This window comes from Priestia sp. Y58 (genome assembly GCF_029522095.1).
Lineage (GTDB): Bacteria > Bacillota > Bacilli > Bacillales > Bacillaceae_H > Priestia > Priestia megaterium_E.
This window is the reverse complement of sequence record NZ_JAKWFL010000004.1, coordinates 101,940-127,072: the sequence shown is the minus strand read 5'-3', so window position 1 is coordinate 127,072 and position 25,133 is coordinate 101,940. Positions and strand designations below refer to the sequence as shown.

Below are 25,133 nucleotides of genomic sequence, written 5' to 3'. Positions count from 1 at the left end.
GTGAAACAATAATTGCTATGTATACACGGACTTTTTTATGAACCAAAAAAAGAGCTGATAACAGCCCTCTTTAACCAAAAAATACACCTTCTTGCTATTCAATCATTAAATAAGTAGGACTTGTAAGAAGGTTTAAACCCATCTTTTTTTTCAATTCGACTTGCTGCTTAATTCCAAGCATTGAAATTTTTATAGCTTTGCCATCTTTTAAAGGTATAGTTGTGTGATGACTATTTTCAGTTGTCCAATAAACAATAGCCTTTTTCTTATTTCCTTTTAAAAATTCCAAGATATAGTCATTGGGGTTTTGAGTTTTAATTTTCTTCGAAAAACGATATCCCTCTAAAGTTCTGGATAAGGTTTGAATAGATAAATAGCTTAATTTAGGAGTTGAATAATAAGAGTTAATACCAAAGTTATGTTCTCTGTTATTTGGGTCTCCTCCATCGTTTTTCCAATCATACCATATACTTACTGGTATCTTTTCTAAGCTATTTACTAAATTCATTCTGGCTATATATTCTGCCTGTTGCATTTCAGTAATAGACTTTTGATTTTTTGTATTAGATAGTGAATATCCCCACTCGCCTGATATTATTGGTACATCTTCTTTACTATATTGTTTTATTAAACTTCTTAATTCTTGGTATTGGTCAATAACATTTTCAGGATTATCATATTGGTAAGGGTGAACGGATACCGCATCGATGTAAGGCAATATTCCTTGATCCAACGTATTCTGCATCCATATTAAAGACTGTTTATTAATACCTGCAAGTGCAGGTGCTACAATAGTTGAACCTTTATCATTTTTTTTGATTACTGGTGCTACTTTTTTAACTAAAAGAGCGTAATTAAGTTCACTAGGCTGTGGACTCCAAAACTTCTCTATGTTCGGCTCATTCCATATTTCCCAAATACCTTTTTGATTACCATACCTTGTAACTGTAGCTTTCACAAATTTCGCAAATGCTTCTCTTCCTTCGCTAGTACTAACAGACCTATCTTGCTCATATAAGGAGTTTCCATAATCTAAAATATAATAGGGTTTAATATTATTTTCTTTCAAAGATTTATTTAATTGATCATATCCTGTTCCTTTAAAATCATAGATGCCTTTTTTAGTTTCAACCGAAGACCAAAAAATGTCAATTCTTACCCATTTAAATCCTGCTTCTGCAATAGATTTTATTTCTTCTTCTTTTAATCCTGGATGAATACTTACTCCCAAACCATCAGACACGCTATAATGCGATTCTAGGAAATTTTGTTGCTTTTGTTTCCAAACACTGATGACTCCTGTTATAGCTATTAATAAAATTAACAGTAAAACGAAAATTTTCTTCCTGAAAATCCGTTTTAAATTACTGATTAACATATTTCCCCTCTTTCTTAACCTTCTTTATAATTATATTGTTATGTTTTCTATTATAATTACGTTTAAATCAATTGAGCTGATATTATATATAGTTTTTGATTGACTAGATTCAGTAAATATAATTAAAGAAGTTTATAAGTACCTTTAACTTGCTATATCCAAACTATAGACTTTTAAATTAAGTAAAGGTCGTACCCAATTGAGAACTGGTACGGTCGTTAAAATTAGTGGCATTAGAGTCATTCCAATCAAATTTAAAACCTGAAGGATTCTACTACGTAAAATATAACTCCTTGTCTGTTGAGAAAGTGAGAGAGTGTGTGAGTCTGTCAATAAATAAAATTAGGCTGCCATACACCTATAGAACTTGGTGTTATGGCAGCCTAAAAGATTATTTTATTCTTTTCTTAAATTACTAAGTGAGTCTAAATATCAAGATTTTATTAATTAGTACCATAATAATAGTAATATTGGCTATCATTGTCCATCTTTCGATTATTTAAAATAACTCCTAATAATCTACCTTTAGAATTACTTAATAACCCCTTAGCCTTCTTAGCAGCGTCCATATTAGTCTTGCCACTACTTACTACTAAGATGGTACCATCGGCTTTGTTAGATAGGATTTGTGAATCTGTAACTGCCAGTGTTGGTGGCGTATCAAAGATAATAAAATCAAATTCAGCTTTCATTTGCTCCAATACTTCATTCATATAACCTGAGGCAAGAAGCTCTGAAGGATTAGGTGGTATTGGGCCACTTGTTAAAACGAACAGATCTGGAACGTCTGTCTTCTTAACCGCATTTAATAATGTTTCTTGTTTTGTTAAAACATTTGTAAAACCAACGTAGTTTTCTAATCTAAAAGAATAATGTACAGTTGGTTTTCGTAAATCACTATCTACTAAAAGAACTTTCTTGCCTTGCTGAGCATATACAATCGCTAAGTTAGCAGAGGTCGTAGACTTCCCTTCACCAGGACCCGAAGAAGTCATAACAATTGTCTGAATATCCTCCTCCAAAGTAGAGAATTGAATATTTGTACGAATTGTACGATATTGTTCGGCCGATGGTGATTTTGGTGAATTATGTGCAACTAAACGACGTTGAACTGTCAATAGTTTATCGTTATTTTTATTTTTGCGAGCCAATGGATTCCCCCCTCACTCTCTGACGACTAGAAGAATGAGCTCTTCTACTAGTAGACAAGTTAGTGTCACTAATAGGTGCCACAATGCCCATGATTGGCAACTCTAATAAACGTTCTATATCATCTTCTGTTTTTACTGTGTTGTCTAGCTGTTCAACTAAAAATACAACGCCTAACCCTACAATAAGACCTAACACAATTCCGATACCAATATATAACGGAGGATTCGGGCTTACTGGAGATATGTTCTCCTTAACTTCCGCTGGTGCTAAAATACTAACATTATCGATATTCATAATCTTTGAAACTTTACTTTTGAATACCTGTGCTGTTTTGTTTGCAATTTTAGCTGCTACGTACGGTGATTCATCCGTCACTAGTACTTCTACTACTTGAGTATCTTTTGCACTTGTAACTTCTATCTTTTCGTTCAATTCTTCAACACTCATATCTAAATTAAGTTCAGATTTGACTTTTTCAAGTATGGCTGGACTTTTAATAATAACGTTATATGTGTTAATTAATTGAATATTTGTTTCTACTTCTCCAGAGTTATAGAGTTGCTGTTCAGACTTAGCCTGGTTCACCAGTAGCTGTGTTTTCACTTCATAAGTTGGTGTTAAAATAAAAAAACTTAAGACACTACTGATTATCGCTGCTATCAAAGTAATAATACCGATAAGCCACAGACGCTTTTTAATTGTCCGAAACAAGTCTCTCAGCGTGATTGTTTCTGCCATGTTGACCTCCAATAATAGATAAATTCATTCCTATTCATTATAATAGAACTTTTATCCAACTTCTACACTATTTTATAAATATCTGATAAAATTCTCTAAAAAAAAACAACTACTTACCTGTTTTCTAAACTAATGAATAGTTCTTAATTCATATTTTTAAGTGACAGGTTGATTCTTATTACTTATTATACTATCTACTAATTCTATTACTTCTGTTTGAAGTCTTTCCAATAAATTTTGACTTTCTTCTAGATTTTTACCTTGTACAGCAAAATAAAATTTAGCTTTAGGTTCCGTTCCAGACGGACGGACAGTAAACCATGATCCGTCGTTTAGATAATATTTTAAAACATTAGACTTCGGTAAGTGAATGTTTTCTAATCTATTGTGAACTACATCTACTTTTTTACTAGATTGGTAATCTTCTATGAACGTCACAGACTTATCAGCTACTTGCGTTGGCGGATTATTTCGGAAGGAAGTTAAAATTCGTTCAATTTGCTCTGCTCCGTCTTTTCCTTTAAGCGTTAAAGAATAAAGAGATTCTTTGTAGTATCCGTATTTTTCAAAAATCTCTAATAGACCCTCATAAAGAGATTTCCCTTGTGCCTTATAAAAAGCTGCAACTTCAGCTGCAAAAACTGCTGACTGGACAGCATCTTTATCACGGACAAAGTCCCCGATTAAATAGCCATAGCTTTCTTCGTAGCCAAATTGGAATTGATACTCTTTTGTCTGTTCAAATTCATTAATTTTTTCACCAATAAATTTAAAACCTGTTAATGTATCAATTGTTTCTAATCCAAAGCTAGTAGCAATAGCACGGCCAATTTCAGAGGTTACAATGGTTTTGACCACCACTCCATTTGCTGGAAGAATGTTTTGTTTTTGCTTTTGTGTTAACAAATAGTGAAGCATTAAAGCACCCATTTGGTTTCCTGTAAGTACTACATATTCACCATTTTCATTCTTCACTGCCACACCTAAGCGATCAGCATCTGGATCTGTTCCCATTAGGATATCAGCATCAATTTCTTTGCCATATTGAATAGCTAATTCGAAAGCTGCATGCTCTTCAGGGTTAGGCGATTTAACGGTTGAGAAGTTAGGGTCCGGAAGCTCTTGTTCCTTTACAACCGTAACATTTGTAAAACCAAATGCTTTTAATCCGGCACGAACAGGCTTATTGGCAGTACCATGTAGAGGTGTAAAAACAATTTTCAAATCTTTTCCCGCTTGCTCTACAACTTTACGATTCAACTGAATTGTTTTTAACTGTTCCGTATAAGCTGCATCAACTTCGTCGCCAACATACGTCAATAATTCACTAGCAAGAAGTTCTTGTTCTGCTTTTACTGGTATCAATAACTCGTTTTCCACTGCATTTACATAAGAAATAATAGTATCTGCAGCAGCAGGCGGAAGCTGTCCTCCATCTTCTCCGTACACTTTATATCCGTTATATTCTGGAGGGTTATGACTGGCTGTAATCACGATGCCTGCAAATGCATTTAAATAACGGACGGCAAAAGACAGCTCAGGCGTAGGACGCAACTCTTCAAAAATATACGTTTTAATTCCATGGTGCCCTAATACTTTTGCTACTTCTAATGCAAATTCAGGTGATTTGTGACGAGAGTCGTAAGCTACTACAACTCCTCGTGTCTTTGCACTACCTCCATTTTCCTCAATATAAGAAGCCAGGCCTTTGGTAGCTTTACGAACCATATAAATGTTTAAACGATTTGTACCAGGTCCAAGCTCTCCTCTCATTCCGCCTGTGCCAAATTCTAGGTTTTTATAAAATGCATCTTCTGCTTTTTTTTCATTTTTCTCCATTAAAAGTAACTCTTTTTTTAATTCTTCATTCAAATCATCAAACATTAGCCATTTGTCTAGCTGTACTTGCCATCTCACGTCGATGACCTCCTTTACTGTTTGGTTGTGAAGCAATTAATTGTACCTGTCCTTCAATTGTAAATGAATGCATTTCATGTGGAATAATAAAATGATCACCATATTTAATTGAGTATTCTTTATCTTCTGAGATTATTTTACCTTCACCATTAATCACACTTACTAGTGTAAAGTAGCGTTCCTGAGTCAGTGATAAGGAGTTAGTAATGTCCCATTTATATAGAGTGAAATAATCTTCTTCCACGAATGTTGTAATGCTTCCCCCAGCTGTTTTAGCGATAGCTGGCTCAATTTTAGCTGCAGTGTGAGGAACAGTAGTAACATCAATTGCTTTATCTAAATGAAGCTCTCGAAGCTTACCATCTTCTCCTCGGCGATCATAGTCGTACACGCGATATGTAGTGTCTGAACTTTGCTGAGTTTCTAATACAAGCGTTCCTTTACACAAAGCGTGAATCGTACCGCTTGGAACGTAGAAAAAATCACCTGGCTTAATTTTGACTCGTTGCAGAAGCCCTTCCCAATTACCATCTTCCACTAACTGAACAAATTCTTCTTTGGACTGCGCATGATGTCCAAAAATCATATCTGCGTCTTCATCGCAGTCAACAATATACCAGCATTCTGTCTTGCCCAGCTCACCATTTTCAAACTTATTGGCATACTCATCATCCGGATGAACTTGAACAGATAAATCATCATTTGCATCTAGAATTTTAGTTAACAAAGGAAAACGATCGCTTTCAAAATGACCAAATAAATCTGGATGTTCTTCCCATAGTTCTCCTAAGCTTTTTTCAGCAAACTTTCCAGATGCTACAACACTTTGACCATGTGGGTGAGCAGAAATTGCCCAGCACTCTCCCGTTCTCGAGGATGGAATGGTATATCCGTACTTTTTATTTAGCTGATTTCCACCCCAGATCCTCTCTTGAAATGATGGTCGTAAAAAAATAGGTTGTTTCAATGATTGTACAGCTCCTCTATTATTACTTATATAACGTTTTTAGCAGCAAAAATACCAAACAAAAAAGAGTAGATGAAGCTACTCCTTTTTGCTTTTGCTCCTACACTTCTTTTACACTTAATACATGCTCCTGAATAGCGTCCCATTCCATATATAGTCGAACAATGTCTTCTTCGATTAATTGAGAACCAGTTTGCACTTCAATGAATTCCATATCCGAGATTGCTTTAATTGCATGCTTCTCTCCTGCTGCTATTTTTATTACATCCCCCGGTTTTACCATTTGCAAGCGGTCGTTTAAAACTAGTTCGCCTTCTCCTTTAATGATTGTCCATACTTCGTCCCGATAATCATGCAGCTGGTAGCTTAAATTCTTGCCTGCTGTTACACCAATTCTTTTTGTTAAAACTTCTTTTTCTTCCTCAAGCTTTGTATAATCTAATACGCGATACCATCCCCATCGACGTTCTTCGTACATAGGGCGATTATCGAACTCACCTACTAACTCTTTAATACGAGGGCTGGATTCTTTATCCGATACAAGAATGCCGTCAGGACTTACAGCTACTACCAGGTTAGAAGCTCCAAGTACTGTGACAGGGATATCTAGTTCGTTAATTAAATGAACTCCTTCGCTGTCTTCACTGATAACACCTTTACCAATTTTGACTGTGCCCATTTCTTCCGTTAATGTATTCCAAGTTCCTAAGTCTTTCCAATAGCCGTCATATGGAAGAACCACAATGTCTTTTGTTTTTTCTACTACTTCGTAATCAAAGCTAATCTTAGGAAGAGTACTATATTGTTTCAGCAACTTTTCATAATCAGTTGGCCAGCCCTTAGCCTCAAGAATAGAGATCACATATTCTAGTTTGAAAGCAAATACTCCGCAATTCCACAAAGCATTATGCTTAATTAAATCAGCGGCTGCCGTTTCACTCGGCTTTTCTGTAAATCGGTTAACTGAAAGGTAATCCGCTTTACTTTCTTCCTTTTCTTCTGCAGGAACAATATATCCATATTTAGATGAAGGATATGTAGGGGTAACACCAATAAGGGCCAGCTGTGCTTCACTCTCTTGCACAACTCTTTCTAATTCTTTTACTCTATTAAAAAAAGCATCATCTACATACGGATCTACTGGGAGAATAGCTACTACTTCATCTAATGAAGCTTTCTTAACGCTGTATATATAAGAAGCAGCAAGCGCAATAGCCGGGAATGTATCTCGGCGCATAGGTTCTACAATTAGATCAGCTTCATTCGATAACTGACTGTGAATCATATCAACCTGAGATTTACTCGTTGCAATGACTGAGGATTCAGCGAGTCCAACATTCTTCAGCTGATTCCATACTCTTTGAACCATTGATTCAAGCGACTGATTTTTATCTTCTAATACTTTTAGAAATTGCTTTGAACGCGCATCATTTGACAGCGGCCATAGGCGCTTACCAGACCCACCTGATAAAAGTACTAAATTCAAATTTATGCCCACCTTATTAAATTATTTGTTTGTATACATCAATAATTTTTTTATTCATTATTTCGCTAGTAAAGTTGTCGATAAAATAGTCATAACCATTTAGACCTTTACGTCGCAGCTCAGCTTTATTAAGCGAGTTCAAGATTTGTTCCAATGTACTTAACTGATTAAGCGAAAAAATATAACCATTATCATTTCCAACTAAATCAGGTAACGCTCCTCGATCACTTACTATGATTGGCTTTGCGTTTTTCATTGCTTCCACGGCAACTAATCCAAAACCTTCCCATCTGGAAGGAATAATCACCGCATCAAATAACTCATAATATGAATCTAGTTGATTATTATCTACCCAGCCAACGCTTATCACATTTTCAGGGATTTCAATTGCACTATTTTTCAGCACACTATCACCAATAATATATAGCTGGATATCTTTATTTTTATAGCCTGTAAAAAACTCAATTAAGATATCTAGTCCCTTTTGTCGGTCAAACCTCCCTACAAATAAGAGGTTTATTTTTTCTTTATCGACTTTAAGGTTTGGATTTCCATCACGTACAGTTGTATTAATTCCATTGTTAATGAGCGCTAATTTATTATCAGTAAACCCTAATTCAAGAGATTTCTTTTGTTCGTTTTGCGAAATATTGATAATTTTATCTGTCTTTGTAGACAGTACCTTTTCAACAAACGTAAATACCTTTTTCTTTAAGGAAGATAACTCCATCAAGAAAGCCCATCCATGTGAACAATAAACAATTTTATATTTCTTTCTTCTAAAAAACAAAGGAAACCTTACAAACACTCCTGCAAACGTACTGTGAACATGTACGACATCAGGCTGTACTTGATCGATTGCTTTTTCTATTTGTTTAACCGCACTTGCAACGCTCTTCAAATTACGTTCGTATTTATAAAAAAACAGGTGTTCAGAGGGAAGATCAAAATCTTTATCAGAATTTGTGTCACTTGCAACAAGATAGATTTCCTCAATATCTTCGCAGTGTTTCTGGTAATCGATAACTTCCTTTACATAAGTGGCTACTCCGCCTTTTACGTATTCACCTACATGCATTACTTTCATAGGGGATAAATCTCCTTTCATAAAAAGACCTTTGCCTTTTTATGCATCCAGCGACTTTGTATATCCGATCAGCTGATTAGCTGCTGTTTGCCAAGAAAATTTTTCAGCTTGTTTTAAACCTTTTACTTTTAGCTCTTGCTTTACATCATCACTATTCATGACATATCTAATTTTATCTGCAAGTTCTTGTGAATCGTTCGGATCAAAGTAAATAGCAGCGTCACCAGATACTTCAGGCATCGGGCCGACATTGGACACAAGTACAGGACATCCTGTAGACATTGCTTCCAAGGGAGGTAATCCAAATCCTTCGTAAACGGACGGAAATACAAAACAGCCTGCATTCATATACAGACCTTTTAAATCTTCGTCTGTTACATATCCAACTTGCTTAATATTTTCATTTTCAATGTCAATTTTATTAAAAACTTTTAAATCCGTTCCGCCAGCTATAACAATCTGAAAATCTTCGTCTTGCAAATACTCGGTAGCATCGACTAGCGCTTTGAAGTTTTTGTTTGGATTCATACTGCTCACAGCTAGAATGTATTTCTGGGGCTTCAAATCAAACTTCTCAAGGATTGAATGATCTTCTTTAATAGAATCAAAATGTTCTTTGCCTTCAGAAATCAACTCTAATTTCTTTGAGCTGATTTTTAAATATTTTATTAATTCCTCTTTTGAAAATTGAGAAATAGTTAATACTTTTTTTGATCTAAGCTTGAAGAATGTGAACATTGTTTTGTACCATACTCTAAAAGCTTTTGAAAAGCCTTGCGGTGAAGCATAGACAGCCGTGTCATGAATCACAACAATTTGATTTTTTTTCAAAATAGGACCCGTATTACAGAAATTAATTAAAGGTTTTGCCTTTACATAAACCGGTAGCTCTAACTGCTCCCATTTATGTCCTGTAGATTGGCCAATTGATTTGATTTTTATGTTTTGAAGCGAATGCTCCCCCTCATAATTAGGGGGAACTAAAATCGTGAATTGAACGTCTTTTTGTTTGTCTAAACGCTGTATGATTTCCCACGCAAACCGTTGCACACCTGTTACGCGCTGAGTCAAAAATCGTCCATTTATATATACATCCATAGTATTCTCCTTATATTCATTAAAATTTATTCCTAATAGGAAAGAGAAGCTTTGAAAAAGGGAGAAGGCATTTAACCTTCTGCCCCCTTAGGAATTAATTAATGACTTAGAAGTGTAAATAGATTTTCGACCAACAGAATGATATTCAATACCTGCTTCTGTTACGGCTTTTTCATCAAAACAATTACGTCCGTCAAAAACAACTGCTTCATTCATGACCGTATGCAAGTCTTTTAAGTTCATATTTTTAAATTCATCCCACTCTGTTACGATTACTGCTGCATCAGCATTTTGTAGAACACCTGAAACCGATTCTTCGTAAGTAACTGCTTCTGGAAGAAGTGATTTTGCATTTGCCATAGCAATTGGATCGTATGCTTTCACTTTAGCTCCTTGAGCAATTAATTCTTTTGCTAAAACGATAGAAGCTGCTTCACGCATATCATCAGTATTTGGTTTAAACGCCAGACCTAATAATGAAATAACTTTTCCTTCTAAACTGCCAAATTTAGAAACAATTTTATCTACCATTAGACGCTGCTGATTGTTATTTACTTGAATAACAGATTTAAGTAACTCAAAATCATGCTCCACTCCGCCTGCGATTTGTACTAATGCATGCGTATCTTTTGGGAAACATGACCCTCCATAACCAATGCCCGCATTTAAGAAGTTTCGGCCAATACGCTGATCATAGCCCATACCATTTGCTACATCTTCTACATTCGCCCCTAGCTTTTCACAAATATTAGAAATTTCGTTAATAAAGCTAATTTTTGTTGCTAAGAACGCATTTGATGCATATTTAATCATTTCAGAACTTGAAATGTCTGTTTTAAATACTGGAATATTCAAAGGCTTGTACATCTCTTCAAGAATAGCCGCTGTTTCAGCGTCATCTGTTCCGACAACAATTCGATCCCCGTTAAATGTATCTTGAACCGCTGAACCTTCGCGTAAAAACTCAGGGTTTGAAGCAATGCTGATTTTTACGTCATTTTTAAGATTTTCACGGATAATTTTCTCTACTCGATAATTTGTTCCTACTGGCACTGTACTTTTTGTTACAACGACCACATCAGTTGTTACCTCTTGAGCAATTTGCTCTGCTACCGCTTCAATATATTGTAAATTAGCAGAACCGTCTGGAAGCTGAGGTGTTCCTACTGCGATGAACACGACTTCTGAATTTTCGAAGCCTTCTTTATGGACATTTGTAAAATGTAAGCGACCTTCGTTAATATTTTTAACCATTAGCTCAGCTAATCCTGGTTCGTAGATGGGCGATTGCCCTTGTCTCATTTTGTTAATTTTGTTGATGTCTGTATCAATACACGTAACATCATGGCCAATTTCCGATAGGCATACCCCTGTTACAAGCCCCACATATCCAGTTCCTACCACACTAATTTTCATGTTATACTCCTCCTACATGCGCATTTTTATAACACTTGTTACATTACTTTCTCATACACGCGTTTGTAATCTACAAGATTGTCTCTATATTTAACGGAATTTTCGTAACTATCAGAAACCAACTTTTCATATGATTTGCGCGACATTTTTTGGATAACGATTAGTTTTTCTTTTAACTCTTCTATATTTTCTCTTTCAAACAACATATCTTTTTCAGGAATTAACTCGGGAATTCCGCCCACAGCTGTGGCAAGAACAGGAGTGCCCTGCTGATAAGATTCAATAATTACCCGTCCAAAAGGCTCAGCCCATTTTGACGGCACTACGGTTACATCTACACTGGCCATCTGTTGATACACTTCTTCTTGGGTTATTTTTCCTTTTACTACAATTCTGCTATCTGTCTTAGCAATTTCTTTTATTTCGTCAAGCTGATCTCCTGTACCGCAAATAACCAGCTTATTCACAATCGAAGAATCTAGCTGTCGAATTGTATTTACGAGCATCATGACGCCTTTATTAGAAGCCACTTGGCCAAAGTACCCTACCGTTAAAGGCTCACCTTCTACTCTTTGTATACGTTCGAAACGCTCAGCATTTACTACATTGCCAATAACGTCTGCATCGGAGCGTTGAAACAACTGATGGTCTTGATGATACTTCAAAATATAATTTGAAATACCAACCACTTTCTTCACTTTCAAGCTTCTTTTTACATTGACCTTATGAATGAAACGATTGACCACACCGCTATTGACGGGCTCAATAAGAGCATAGTCACGCGTTGTATGAACAATTGGAATAGATAGCTGGCTGCAGATATTCCATAGATAAGTCCCGATCCCCATTAAATTCTGAGAATGAATGAGTTCAGGTTTAATTTCTTTTAACACTTTAGTCAGTAACTTTGCCTGAGCGGGCTGATACATATTAATAAAATGCCAGGTTAACTTTTTCAACGTTCCTTTATCTTTTCGATCTAAAGGCGAATAAATATTTAATGAAGGCAAACGGTGCACCGTGACTCCGTTAATAACTTCTGTGAAAATTTTCTTTTTTTGTTCACCCGTTGTTAACACATGCACTTCGTAATCTGCTGACAATCCCTCTGCAAGCAATTGAGTTGAAATTTCAGCTCCTCCTACGATGGTAGGAAAATAGAAGCTATTGACAATCAATATCTTTTTTTTCATGCTCTCCCTCTTTTTAACGACAAAAGTTTATGCTGCTTGTTTCTTTTTAACGTAGTTAAGAATCCATTTAGACTGGGATTTATTAAAGATAAACGAACCGGCAATATAAGCAGCCGCACCAATTGCAATTTTAAGTACAAATAGAATCAATACGTTTATTTCAATCTCTAATAAATTCATTCCATACAGTACAATAATCATAAGTACTAACGATTGCACAGTAGGCAGCAATTGCTTACATACAGCTCGTACAGATACACCTAAATGCTTTCTGATGAGCCATAATCTTGTTGTCTCTACAAGAACAACACGGCAGCACTCTGCTATAGCAACTGCTAGAAGGCCGTGCTTTACTCCAATAAGAACTAACGCCGTAAAAGAAACAAACGAAAATACACTAAGCTTCATTTCTAAATCAGGTCGCCCGATACCTCGCAGCACCGGTCCCCCTACTACACTGATAGAAGATATTCCCCCAGCTATGAGCAGCAACTGAAGAACAGGCACAACGTCCATCCACTTCTCTCCATACAGGACGTAAATAAACTCATGTGCTACAAGGGCTAAACCGAAGCAAATTGGAAGTGTAATAAAGGCTAATTTTGAAACGACGTTTAAATACATATCTTTTAGTTTTCTAGGATCATCTTGTTGTCTGGATACTTCTGGAAATACAACCCTCATCACAGCTCCTGAAAGATAATATCTAGCTAGTGCTCCCCATTGAAAGGCTAGTGTATAAATTCCTAAGATTTTATCTCCTAAGAAACGCCCTACTAAAAAGAAATCTACGTTGTTATTCATATACATAAATAATTGAGAACCCAGTACATTTGCGCTATACAAGAACAAGTCCTTCAACTCATCCATATAGATAGCAAATTGAATACGGTATTTAGAGTATTTAAAAACAACTAAAGATTGAATGAACGGTCTAAATACATATTTCGCTGATACTGCCAATAACCCGTTGATATAGAGTGCTAGGATAATAGCCGCGATGCTTGATACTACCTCAGCTAAGATATCGACTTTTGTTACATCTTTAAATTGATTATTTTTCATTAACAGCGCTCGATGGGTACTTCCAATCGAACCTACTAAAATCCCTATACAAATAAAATGTAAAATGGTAATTACGTGTGTATCGCGATAAAAATCAGCGATAGCCCCTGAACTAAAGTACAGAGCTCCCGCGATGACAATAGAAAAAATGATATTCAGCCAAAAAGTAGTAGAGACAACTTTTTGAATATCACCTTTTTTAAAGATTAAATATGAGTTTAAGCCAGCCTCTTGCACTACAAATGCAAATCCAGCAAACACAATAGCCATCCCTAAAATTCCAAATGTTTCTGGACTCAGGATTCTGGCTAATGCTACATTGGTCATAATGTTAATGAACTGAACGCCGACAATACTCAGAAACGACCATATAGTATTACGAGACATTGAAGAAGACATAATTTCACCTATTTATTTCTGAATTTAATCGTTCATTTAATATGCATCTTTTGATCCAAATAAAACGCCGACTGTTTTTAAAATGATATTGATGTCGTATCCAATCGTACGTTTTTGGATGTACTGCAAGTCAAGCTCCACCATTTCTTCAAAACCTATACTGCTTCTGCCGCTTACTTGCCAAAGGCCTGTACAGCCTGGTGTTACAAGAAGTCTCTGCTTGTCATACTCAGAATATTGTTCAACTTCCCTTTCGATAGGAGGTCTTGGTCCTACTAGACTCATTTCTCCTTTTAACACGTTCCAAAGCTGAGGCAATTCATCTAAGCTGGTTTTTCGAATAAAACGTCCAATCTTTGTGATACGAGGATCATGCTTCATCTTGAACATGATACTTCCTGTTTCATTTTTCTCAAGCAAATCTTTCAGTCGTTCTTCAGCATCAGAGACCATGGAACGAAACTTAAACATATGAAACTCTTTTTCGTTTTTTCCAATGCGCTTTTGACGAAAAAAGACAGGCCCTTTAGGGTCTTCTACTTTTATAGCAATTGCAATGATAAGAAATAGCCACGATAACAAAATAATTCCAATTAATGCACCTGAAATATCGATAATCCGTTTCCCTATGTAATAAGAAGCAGGTTGTTGTTGAACAACCGCTTCTATGTTCTGAGTTGGGTACGAAGCCGATGATTTACTTTGTGCTACTTTTGATGCACTCAAAAACAAGCCCTCCCGTTTACTCCTTATTGTTTTACAGCATTTAATTGAGCAAGCTCATCAATTAGTTTGCGCACATCATCACGCAGCTCCTCGTGATTTAATGCAAATTCAAGCGTTGTACGGATAAAGCCTAATTTTTCACCCACATCATAACGTTTTCCTTCGAAGTCATAAGCAAATACGCGCTGAATTTCATTTAGCTTTTGAATTGCATCTGTTAATTGAATTTCCCCGCCTGCACCAATTTCCTGTTCTTCTAAGAATTTAAAAATTTCCGGTGTGAATACATAGCGTCCCATAATAGCAAGATTCGAAGGTGCTGTTCCTTTTGCTGGCTTCTCCACAAATGTATTCACTTGATGACGACGGCCCTCATTTGAGATAGGATCAACAATTCCGTAGCGGTGAGTTTGATCGTCTGCAACTGTTTGAACACCGATGACAGATGATAATGTTGTTTCGTATTCATCCATTAATTGACGCAAGCAAGGTGTATCAGCTTGAACAATGTCGTCCCCTAACAATACAGCAAAAGGCTCGTCCCCAATAAAATTACGTGCACACCAAACCGCATGTCCAAGACCTTTTGGCTCTTTTTGACGAATATAGTGAATATCTACGTTAGAAGACTGGCGAACTTTTTCCAGCAAATCAAACTTCTCTTTTTCCATTAAATTGTTTTCTAGTTCAGGTGCATAATCAAAATGATCTTCAATTGCACGCTTTCCTTTTCCCGTTACAATAATGATATCTTCAATACCTGATTCTACTGCTTCTTCAATTATGTATTGGATTGTTGGCTTATCGACAATCGGCAGCATTTCTTTCGGCATTGCCTTTGTAGCCGGTAAAAATCGTGTTCCCAGCCCTGCAGCTGGAATAATCGCTTTTCTTACTTTTTTCATAGTATTCTCTCCTTTTTAATGAGTAATGGGGAAGGTACTTAATCTAAATTAAATACTTAGGTAAGAAATAAACTATTATTCCTTACCTAAGTATTTAATTTTAAAGCGGGCATCTAACCCTCCCTCACATTGTGCTTTTGACGACTAGCGTCTAAGGCTTGATAACCCACAGCACAATCGAGTATCTCCGTCGATAACGGCTAGGAGACATCACCTAAATCTTTAAGTTTTAGATTTTTTTATCTTACAAAGAATAATAATCCAGTTAAAAGCAAAAAATAACATTTATGTAAGGTAAACTTACATAAACGTTTAAAAAATACCTAAAATCTTCTTTCTTTTAATCTTTTCCGGCGGCTCTTTAAAACACATTTTTGCTTCAATAACAGCTTCCGCATTTTCCTGAAAAAGATAAACCATATCTATTCCAAACTCCTGCTCAACTGCATCAAACGCTTGATCCATTAGAAACCCTCTATTTGTAACATTATGAGCATCAGATGCCACAAAATGAGTTAAATTACATTCAATCAGTTTATTCGAAAACTTTTGAATCTTTTTACCGAACTGACCAGTTAAGCTCGAAGCTGTAACTTGTGTTAAAGCCCCCTTGTTTACCAAATTATAAAGGATATCTGGTTCTTCCATAATTCGACTGTTGCGTTCTGGATGTACAATAATAGGTGTTAACCCTTCTGATTGAAGGTTAAATAAAAGCTGTTCCGTATATCGAGGCACTTGACTAGATGGGAACTCTACAAATACGTATTTGTGCGTATTGTTTAAGGTTAAAACTTTTCCATTCTTGTACTCTTCTACCATCTCTCCAAATATACGAGATTCTTGTCCTGGTAAAATCGTGACAGGGATCTGTTTATCAATTAATATTTTATTTAGAAAAGATACTTTTTCCTCAATATCTTTTTTTTCATTTATATACTTGCCATTTCGATGATGAGGTGTCGCTACAATCGTTCGAATCCCTTGAGAAAATGCATGCTTAGCCATTTCTATACTGTCTTCTATATCTTTAGCACCGTCATCTATACCAGGCAAGATATGACAATGTAAATCAATCATTTCCTCCACCTCCATTAATCCAAAAGACCCAAAATTACACTTAATCTTAGCATAGGAATTTCATAGGTTCAATGTCTTATTTTGTCGAAATTCACGAAAAGCACATTTTTTTACTTTTCATGTCTGTTTTTGTCTCTGAAATAGTCCATATTATTCACGAAAGGGTCACTTATAAGCCTAAAGAAATATCATTTTAATATAATATCCATTTTTATTTTATTCTGATATTTTCTATAATATAGTTTATATATTACCAATAATCAGTCGTTTTTTCGTGAGACTACAGACTTGTTTATTTTTTCAGATTATTTTATATTATACATAAATAATTTAAATGTTGTTATCGCTTACAATACTGCCATCATCGTATTTTAGTGAATTTTGAATTCTCCGAGTCGAACGTAAAATAGTGATTCTTTAGACCTATAAAAATTCATGACAAAAACGCACTCAGTAAATATCATTTATTTACTGAGTGCGTTTTTTTGTAGGTTATTATGCCTTAGTTCCATAATAATAGTATTGGCCATCAGCAGGCTGTTTTTTCTGATTCAGTACGACGCCCAAAAGTTTACCGTCGGCATGTTCCAAAATATCTTTGGCTTTTAACGCTGCATCTTTTTCAACTGCTCCGCTTTTCATCACAAGGACAATTCCGTGGCATTGATTTGCTAAAATATGAGCATCTGCTACCGGGAGAACAGGAGGCGTATCAAAAATGATCATATCAAATTGACTGTACATCTCTTCCAATAACTCTTCCATAGCTTGCGAACCCAGAAGCTCAGCTGGATTGGGTGGAATAGGACCACTCGTCAAAATCCATAAATCTGTGACAAGTGAATTTTGAACCGCTGCACCTAATGTCGTCTGCTTCGTTAACACATTTGTCAAGCCAATGTGATTTTCTAACTGAAATGTATACTGTACGGTTGGCTTACGTAAATCAGCATCTACAAATAACACTCTTTTTCCCTGCTGAGCAAATACTACAGCTAAATTGGCTGCTGTGGTGGATTTTCCTTCTTCTTGAAACGAAGAAGTTACCATAATTGAACGAATGTTGCGATCAACATTCGAGAATTGGATATTTGTACGCAGCGTTCGATATTGCTCAGAAATAGGAGATTTCGGCTTTTGATATGAAATTAAACTTCGCATATGAGCTAATTTCTTTGATCCCGCGTTTTTAGATTTTTTAAACACTGTGACTTCCCCCTCTCGCTGGCGTTAGAGAATGAGAAGAAACAGACGATCCTTTTAATTCTTCCTCATCTATAAGAGAGATGACTCCAATAACAGGGAGTTCCATAATCTGATCGATGTCTTGTTCATCTTTAATGCTATTATCTAAATAATCTAGCAGAAATGAAAGAGCAATCCCCGCCATTAATCCTACGACAATCGCAATCGCAATATTTAAAAGTGGCTGTGGCTTAATTGGACTTAAACTTTCATCAAGCTCTGCTTTTGCTAAAATACTTACGTTATCAATACTCATAATTTTAGGTACTTCATTTTTAAATACAGCTGCTGTTGTATTAGCAATTTTTACTGCTAGTCTAGCATTTGTATCTTGTACTACAATGTGAGCAACCTGAGAATCTTGTGAATTAGTCACTTGAATTTGATTGCTTAACTGTTTAGGAGTCATATCTAAGTTTAATTCCTTTGTCACTTCTCCTAAAATTGCTGGACTTTTGATAATATCATTGTACGTCTGAATCAACTGCACATTCGTTTGCAATTCGTATGAACTATAGAACTGCTCTTTTGATTTCGCTTGATTAACCAAAATTTGGGTATTAGCTTCGTACATCGGTGTTAAGACAAAAAAACTAACAACACCACTAATTGTTGCTGCTATGATTGTAAGTAAAGCAATTAACCAGAAGCGCTTCTTAAGCCTTCCCATTAGTTGTCTTAAATCAATGGCTTCTTCCATGAGTAACCTCCGAATACCTTAATAGTAATGCAAATTTTATAAACTATTATTTATTATAATTTACAACACATGCATTTTCTATATAATTTTGTAAATAAATGTTTAATAGTTTTTATTTAAACCTTTTTTAGTAAAGAGCTTAACTACCTCCTTATCAATCTGTCTGTTAGCTTCTGTAACCAAGACTTTTAACTCGTTATTTATGACTGTATTATTTTTTGGTAGTAGTTTACGTAATCACATAATTTAATATCTGCCTATCAGTCTTGATTGTCAAAACGTCATTGAATTGTCTCAATAATTTCTGTATTAATTAAATGTATATTTTTACTTTCATCCAAGCTCTTTTATTAATTTAGCAGGGTTGATTACATAAAGGCGATTATGCTCAAGTCGGTCTTCTCCAAACTTAACCAATTCTTTTGGAACTTTAAGTTTTTCTACAATTAAATATACAATTTCATTATTTGTTCGTTGTGGCGACCTACCCTATAAATTTTCCTTGGCTCTCCTTTATAATTAACCAAATCAATAGTCGTACAATGATCTTTTATATACAATCAACCACGAACGTTTTGCCATCTTTATCGATAGGAAGTTCTTTTCCCTCTAGAGCATTTGTCACCATCAATGGACCAATTTCCCCGTAACATGATAAGGACCATAGTTATTTGAACGTCTTGTAATATTAACATTCATAACCAATGTCTTATAATACGCACTAAAAAGCATCTACGTCTCTGTTTTACTTGTAGAGTAAGAACTGTTTGAATCAAGAGGTATTTCTTCTTTAAAACAGTCTGTTTCGCCTCATGAATCGTATACTTCATCAGTTGATACTTTTAGATATTTCTTCAGGTTATTAGCTTTTGCTATACCTAAAAATATTTGTATACCTAACACATTACTTTTGATAAAAATATCGGGCTCTGTAATACTGGGGGCAATATGTGATGCGGCTGCAAAGTTCACAATTACATCAATATCCTGATGTTTAACTAAATGATCTACAAGCTCTCTAGTGTTAATATTACTTCTTTCATAGATGTGTAGTTTTCATGACTTTCAATATCTTTTAAGTTTCCAATATTCATCACGTATGCAAGTAAATCTTGATTTCCAATACTATAATTAGGTTATGTTTCTACCATCTTCAACATTGTTTCTTAGTGTTACCTTTAAGGTAGTACTAAGAAATCTATTGGTTACTACAAGGGAACTTAAGACTATACCTATCGAACATTTATATTTATTAACTCTCAATAATAATTCAACAATTCTATTCTGCTATCTATCTGTGAGCTACTTTCTTTAAGTCCAAGCTTCTAATAATATGTCTTATGCCATATGAAATAACAAGTAATATCCAAAATTCTTTTTTATAAAATACACTTTCTGTTAAACCTATTATCAAATAAGCAAAAATAGAAAATGATAGTATTTTAGAGAGTATATGATCTTTATTTGAATTTAATTTATGCCCTACTAGTAATAATATTATTAAAAAGAATAGTACACCAAGAATACCAGAATACATCATAATCTCTAATAATCCGTTATGAGTCTCATTCAAGTTAGCAAAATGCTGACTTATTATTTGATTTCCTCTTCCATATCCAATTAGCCAAGACTTTTTAATTAGATTAAGCACTAAATCCCATATATAAGTTCTGCCTGTAAAAGTCATATCCTTATGCAATACATTTATTATAAAATCGCCGAACAATAATTCTTGTAATCGAAAAACAACTATTGTGAAAAAAGCGACGATGTATGTCCAAAAGTAAGTGGTGAATGAGGGAAAGTACTTCTTGGGTAAAACAACAAAAAGTATGGCTAGAAATGAGATAACAATCCCTGTTCCACTTTCCGATAGGTAGAGTGATACAGCACATATTAAAATTAGAAGAAAAGGAAAAGCCTTTAATTTATTATGAATCATATATGAATATAAATATATTAATGGAATAGTTGGTAAAGCAGTCATTGCTATTGCGTTTTTTCCTCCTAGCAAGTAGTTAGTGGACAACCCATCCGGACTTACAGCAATCCCCCCTATTAGTAGGGTAAAAAAGTTTAGAAAAACAACAGTAGCAAATAAATAGTATAACCCTTTAATTAATTCATTTATATTTCTCATTGCATAAGAAATATAAATACAAAAACCCGTGAATACTGCAATGGAATAAAAAATCCCAGGATTAAAGGTATCGTTTAAAAATGCTGAAAATATAACTAAAGTCATATAAAAAATCAATAAAATATTAAAAGTAGTTAGATTTCTATATAGTATAAATAACGATATAATTACAACTAAAAATTGCCAAATAAGAGTCAGTTGATATACTATATCAAGCCTATAATAATATATACTTAAATGGGGAAGAATTAAAAATATTACAACCCATCTATTCGATAAACTCATTTTTATCCTCCAATTTGAAACACAATCAAATGAGATTACATTTTAAATGTTTTTTCCTTTAAATTTTTTTCTTTAAAAAACTTATTTGTTTATTGGAAATTCATAATAATCTTGTTCTAAATGCACTAACTTAGAGATAAGTGTTACGAAAACATAATCTTTAAAAAGTGAAAATTCAATTAGTGCACTGGTCTACCACTAAAAAGAGTTCTTTTAAAAATTTTATATTCTTTTTATGAAAGAATATAAAGTTTAAAATGTGATACTTGTTAAGCGAGAGAATTTTAAAAGTTCCTTTTTAGAGTTATGAGGACATAGAGCATAGAAACTTAATATCCTTGCCTTAGACCATAGTGTACTTTAAATTACTAACAAACAAGGTTAGTCTTAATAGCCTCTTCCACTTTATCATTAGTTCCAATTGGTACAGTTGATTTCGCAACTATAACACAATCTTTTTCAATAATTTTTGCAATTTGAATTGCAACTGATTAAACATTTCTTAAATTAGCAGAGCTATCATTTTTCTCAGGAGTTCCTACACCAATAAAAATAACTTCTGCATCTTTGTAAGCATTTTTATAGTTTTTCATAAAGTTAATATTATCTATATTTTTGGTCATTAATTCAATAAGACTTGGGTCATAAACAGGATTTTTACCTAATTTCATAATATTTATTTTTGTCTATACCTATACGAAAGACAGAATGACCGTATTCTGTAAAACATACAATTCTAATCAATCCTACACCTACAGTTCCGGCCACAGCAATTTTTACGTTCATATCCTCTTCTAATAAAAAATTGCAACAAATTTCCATCGTAAATAATAAATTATTTTTTCACAGAACTCACTACTAGTTTTTTATCTATATTTGTTTTTTTGATTCCATTTGGATTTACCTGAACAAAATTCCATGAATCCCTACACATATCGTCAAGAGACCTTATTGCTGCCCAACCTAATTCTCTTTTTGCCTTTTTGGGGTCTGCATAACTTATCGCGATGTCCCCGGGACGACGAGGAGTTATTTTATAATCTACTTTTTTACCACTAGCTTCTTCATAAGCATTAATAACCTCTATGACAGTGTATCCATTTCCAGTTCCCAAGTTATACGCTTCTATTCCTTTAGAATATAATATCTTATTTAAAGCCTTAACGTGTCCTAAACTTAAATCCACAACGTGGATGTAATCCCTCATTCCAGTCCCATCTTTTGTTGGATAATCATTGCCAAATACATTTAAATATTCAAGTTCACCTGAAGCAACCTTGGATATATAAGGGAGTAAGTTGTTAGGTATACCATTTGGATTTTCTCCTAACAATCCACTTATATGAGCTCCTATAGGGTTAAAATATCTTAGTAGAGCAATACTCCAAGAATCATCAGCTGTTGATAGATCTTTAAGAATTTGTTCAACCATTAATTTAGTATTACCATATGGATTAGTAGCAGATAGGGGGCTATTTTCTTGAATAGGTACCAAATCCGTATCTCCATAAACTGTAGCAGACGAACTAAAAACCATCTTCTTAACATTAAACTTGTCCATAATACTACATAATAATAGAGTACTTGTAATATTATTATGATAATAAGTAAGTGGAATCTCCACAGATTCCCCAACTGCTTTAAACCCAGCAAAATGTATAACAGCGTCTATCTGATAAATATGGAATATGCCTTCTATTTTTTCTTGATCTAGTAAATCTGCTTCAACAAAAACAAAATCTTTTCCGGTTACGTTTTTTATTCTATTTATAACTTCAGGATTAGAATTAGAGAAATTATCCACAACGACTATTTCATAACCTGCGTTTAATAATTCGACACAAGTGTGGCTACCGATATAACCTGCTCCGCCTGTAATAAGTATCAATGTTATCACCTTTTCCATTTTTTATTTTTTGGAATTACATCATTTAAAAGCAATGCTTTCCCCATTAAATACGTTGATTCTTTAGTTTTTTTGAACAACATAGGTGCTATTATTGTAGTAATAATTTGGGCGATTAGAGTTGCTAAAGCTGAACCTAACGCACCAAATAAATTAATGAAAATATAATTCAGTAGGAAATTTGCAATTACTCCTATTAAAAAGTAGTATTTTGTATATTTATTTACTCCTTCACTCACGATCCATATATTTCTTGCAGTTCCTAGTAAAGAAAAAATACTTGACCATATTAAAATTATGAGAGGAACTGATGCTTCAATATATTGTTGACCATATAAATGCTTTATAATTATATTTGAGAATAGTGTAATAAATAATGAAACTAGAACTCCTAACCAAAAAATAAATGCATACAATTGTTTCAAGTTACGTTGATAATCCAGAATTGAATTTTGCTTCTTTTTTAGTATAATAGGTCGAGCAGAGTTGATGACAGCTAATGGGACAAAATACCATAAAGTTGCCATATTTGCAGCTACAGAATAAACACCCACACTTTCCTTTCCAATTAAATTACCTAGCATAATTTTATCCGTTTGAGTGAAAAGACTTATTAAAAGACCAGATAAAATAAAGTGATAACTGTCTAAAACTAGTTCTGTTGAATATCTCTTCGAAATTGAAATATTTATTTTGTTCTTTTTAAAATAAATAACTAACAAGATAATACCCAATATTAAAGCTTCAATTGTACTAGATAATGCAAAGAATGCTAATGATGCATTCGATATTAATAAATATATTTTCCATATACTAACAAATAATCTTGCTATAGACTTTGCTAAGACCACATATTTTGACATTAATATAGATTGAAACCAATAATCAATTGTGTCGAAGGAAGTAAATATTAGAGCTAAAGATTGTAACATAATTACTGATTTAACTATTTTATCATCGTAATGAATCAAAGAGACCATTATATAAATAACAATAATAGATAATACAGCAGTAATAGTCCTTATTGCGATTGCTGAGAAAAGGATGGTATTATTTTTTTTAGGATTATCGACAAAATATTTTATGATTACATTCTCTAGCCCTAAACTACATATTACAGAAAAAAATGTAATTATAGAGGCTCCATAATTTAATACTCCAAAGTTCGAAGGGCCTAAATATCTAGCAGTCCATATGCCTACAATTAACCCAAGTAATAATTGGAAAATCCTATCCAATAGTAACCATAATGTATTATTGGCAAATCTATTACCTACAATTTTTTTTATAATCTTCATAGTATACTAGAGTTGATTGCTTTTATTTTTAATAAATTTTTTATATGCATTTTTTAAGGAGTATTTTAACCTACCTTTTAGAGTGTCTTGTGAATATGGACTTATTCTAATCATGTTATTTAATTCTTCTTTTGCTAAATCATTTAATCCATTCAATAGATATAATGTTAGTAACTTTTTAGAAAAACGGTATTCTACGTTTAATATTCTATTAGTACTGTCTAATTTATAATAATATTTTCTACTAAATATTCGCGCATTACGCTCTCCCGTTATATTATTTACACTTATACCACTAATTTTCCCAGTATTATATTCATAATATTTTACTAAAGGTTCATCAACCCTGAAAATATTATAGCCTGCAGCTAAGACCTTTAATAAAAGTATTGTATCTTGTTTGGAAGGGGTATTCTCAAAACCTCCAACCTCTTCTAAAATATGTTTTGGAGAAAGCCATAAAGAAGTGCCAGCAATACATTCCAACATTTGTTCATATAATGGATTTAGTTGAAAATCGTTATTATAATATTTTTTATGTTCGCCGTCTTCGTTTACTGCCTCGCAATAGCAATAAATTAGACCTACATTTTTATTTTTATTGTCATTGTAGAGCTTAACTTGCTTAGAAATCTTACTTGGTAACATTTCATCATCATCATCTAAAAAAGAAACAAAGAAACCTCTTGCCTCTTTAATACCGGTATTCCTAGCTTCAGCTCCTCCTTTATTTTCTGCATGCTCTATGTATCTAACCCCATATTTTTTAATATATGGGGTTACTAGAGATTTTGTTTTACCTCTAAACTCTGAATCATTCCCATTATCGTCTACAATTATTATTTCTGTATTTTGATAATCTTGCTTAATACAACTTTCCAATGCTCTTACAATTTTATCTGCCCTTTTGTAAGTTGGAATTACAATACTTACTTTATCATTACTCAACATC

At 34.0% G+C, this 25,133-nt stretch carries 21 protein-coding genes and 1 pseudogene; all 22 read right to left on the bottom strand.

Annotated elements, in window-relative coordinates:
• Positions 1–94 precede the first annotated feature (94 nt).
• The 22 genes and pseudogenes from MMB68_RS13925 to MMB68_RS13820 all read right to left on the bottom strand — a co-directional run bounded on the left by MMB68_RS13925 (position 95) and on the right by MMB68_RS13820 (position 25,132).
• On the bottom strand, positions 95–1,378 hold the full coding sequence (locus MMB68_RS13925) for a cellulase family glycosylhydrolase (RefSeq protein WP_277549091.1): 1,284 nt from the start codon (positions 1,376–1,378) through the stop codon (positions 95–97).
• Positions 1,379–1,821: 443 nt separating this feature from the next.
• Positions 1,822–2,529, bottom strand: a complete 708-nt coding sequence (locus MMB68_RS13920) for a CpsD/CapB family tyrosine-protein kinase (protein ID WP_155008333.1) — start codon at positions 2,527–2,529, stop codon at positions 1,822–1,824.
• A complete protein-coding gene (locus MMB68_RS13915; protein ID WP_121944605.1) occupies positions 2,513–3,268 on the bottom strand; it encodes a YveK family protein in 756 nt (251 codons plus the stop codon). The genes MMB68_RS13920 and MMB68_RS13915 overlap by 17 nt, the downstream gene beginning before the upstream one ends.
• Positions 3,269–3,424: 156 nt before the next feature.
• Positions 3,425–5,185 carry a phospho-sugar mutase gene (locus MMB68_RS13910; RefSeq protein ID WP_277549090.1) on the bottom strand — a complete coding sequence of 587 codons (1,761 nt, stop codon included), beginning with the start codon at positions 5,183–5,185 and terminating at the stop codon, positions 3,425–3,427.
• A complete protein-coding gene (gene manA, locus MMB68_RS13905; RefSeq protein WP_277549089.1) occupies positions 5,145–6,152 on the bottom strand; it encodes a mannose-6-phosphate isomerase, class I in 1,008 nt (335 codons plus the stop codon). Before manA ends, MMB68_RS13910 begins: the two co-directional genes overlap by 41 nt.
• A gap of 100 nt (positions 6,153–6,252) precedes the next feature.
• Positions 6,253–7,638, bottom strand: coding sequence for a sugar phosphate nucleotidyltransferase (locus tag MMB68_RS13900; RefSeq protein WP_277549088.1), 1,386 nt, complete (start codon positions 7,636–7,638; stop codon positions 6,253–6,255).
• A gap of 16 nt (positions 7,639–7,654) precedes the next feature.
• Positions 7,655–8,725 carry a glycosyltransferase family 4 protein gene (locus MMB68_RS13895; protein ID WP_277549087.1) on the bottom strand — a complete coding sequence of 357 codons (1,071 nt, stop codon included), beginning with the start codon at positions 8,723–8,725 and terminating at the stop codon, positions 7,655–7,657.
• A gap of 39 nt (positions 8,726–8,764) precedes the next feature.
• Complete coding sequence (locus MMB68_RS13890) at positions 8,765–9,823, bottom strand: glycosyltransferase family 4 protein (RefSeq protein WP_277549086.1); 1,059 nt, start codon at positions 9,821–9,823, stop codon at positions 8,765–8,767.
• 87 nt (positions 9,824–9,910) lie between these two features.
• A complete protein-coding gene (locus MMB68_RS13885) occupies positions 9,911–11,239 on the bottom strand; it encodes a UDP-glucose dehydrogenase family protein (protein ID WP_277549085.1) in 1,329 nt (442 codons plus the stop codon).
• 38 nt (positions 11,240–11,277) lie between these two features.
• Positions 11,278–12,432, bottom strand: coding sequence for a glycosyltransferase family 4 protein (locus tag MMB68_RS13880; RefSeq protein WP_277549084.1), 1,155 nt, complete (start codon positions 12,430–12,432; stop codon positions 11,278–11,280).
• 27 nt (positions 12,433–12,459) lie between these two features.
• Positions 12,460–13,896, bottom strand: a complete 1,437-nt coding sequence (locus MMB68_RS13875; protein ID WP_277549083.1) for a lipopolysaccharide biosynthesis protein — start codon at positions 13,894–13,896, stop codon at positions 12,460–12,462.
• A 36-nt stretch (positions 13,897–13,932) separates the two neighbouring features.
• Positions 13,933–14,565 carry a sugar transferase gene (locus MMB68_RS13870; protein ID WP_180230502.1) on the bottom strand — a complete coding sequence of 211 codons (633 nt, stop codon included), beginning with the start codon at positions 14,563–14,565 and terminating at the stop codon, positions 13,933–13,935.
• Between the two features lie 80 nt (positions 14,566–14,645).
• Positions 14,646–15,527, bottom strand: a complete 882-nt coding sequence (gene galU / locus MMB68_RS13865) for a UTP--glucose-1-phosphate uridylyltransferase GalU (protein WP_098660363.1) — start codon at positions 15,525–15,527, stop codon at positions 14,646–14,648.
• A gap of 312 nt (positions 15,528–15,839) precedes the next feature.
• Positions 15,840–16,607: a tyrosine-protein phosphatase gene (locus MMB68_RS13860; RefSeq protein ID WP_277549082.1), complete on the bottom strand. Its 768-nt coding sequence runs from the start codon at positions 16,605–16,607 to the stop codon at positions 15,840–15,842.
• Between the two features lie 495 nt (positions 16,608–17,102).
• Complete coding sequence (locus MMB68_RS13855) at positions 17,103–17,768, bottom strand: CpsD/CapB family tyrosine-protein kinase (protein WP_277549172.1); 666 nt, start codon at positions 17,766–17,768, stop codon at positions 17,103–17,105.
• A gap of 37 nt (positions 17,769–17,805) precedes the next feature.
• The gene (locus tag MMB68_RS13850) at positions 17,806–18,552 is read right to left on the bottom strand and encodes a YveK family protein (protein WP_277549081.1); all 747 of its coding nucleotides are present in this window, start codon (positions 18,550–18,552) and stop codon (positions 17,806–17,808) included.
• Positions 18,553–19,362: 810 nt separating this feature from the next.
• On the bottom strand, positions 19,363–19,536 hold the full coding sequence (locus MMB68_RS13845; protein WP_346780482.1) for a GDP-mannose 4,6-dehydratase: 174 nt from the start codon (positions 19,534–19,536) through the stop codon (positions 19,363–19,365).
• A 307-nt stretch (positions 19,537–19,843) separates the two neighbouring features.
• Positions 19,844–20,977, bottom strand: a complete 1,134-nt coding sequence (locus tag MMB68_RS13840) for an O-antigen ligase family protein (RefSeq protein ID WP_277549080.1) — start codon at positions 20,975–20,977, stop codon at positions 19,844–19,846.
• A gap of 368 nt (positions 20,978–21,345) precedes the next feature.
• Positions 21,346–21,600 (bottom strand): annotated as a pseudogene (locus MMB68_RS13835) (hypothetical protein).
• Positions 21,601–21,812: 212 nt separating this feature from the next.
• Positions 21,813–22,865, bottom strand: a complete 1,053-nt coding sequence (galE, locus tag MMB68_RS13830; RefSeq protein ID WP_277549079.1) for a UDP-glucose 4-epimerase GalE — start codon at positions 22,863–22,865, stop codon at positions 21,813–21,815.
• Positions 22,866–22,870: 5 nt separating this feature from the next.
• Complete coding sequence (locus MMB68_RS13825; protein WP_277549078.1) at positions 22,871–24,181, bottom strand: flippase; 1,311 nt, start codon at positions 24,179–24,181, stop codon at positions 22,871–22,873.
• Between the two features lie 6 nt (positions 24,182–24,187).
• Positions 24,188–25,132 (bottom strand): glycosyltransferase family 2 protein, encoded by a 945-nt coding sequence (locus MMB68_RS13820; RefSeq protein ID WP_277549077.1) that lies wholly within the window; start codon positions 25,130–25,132, stop codon positions 24,188–24,190.
• Position 25,133: the final 1 nt, after the last annotated feature.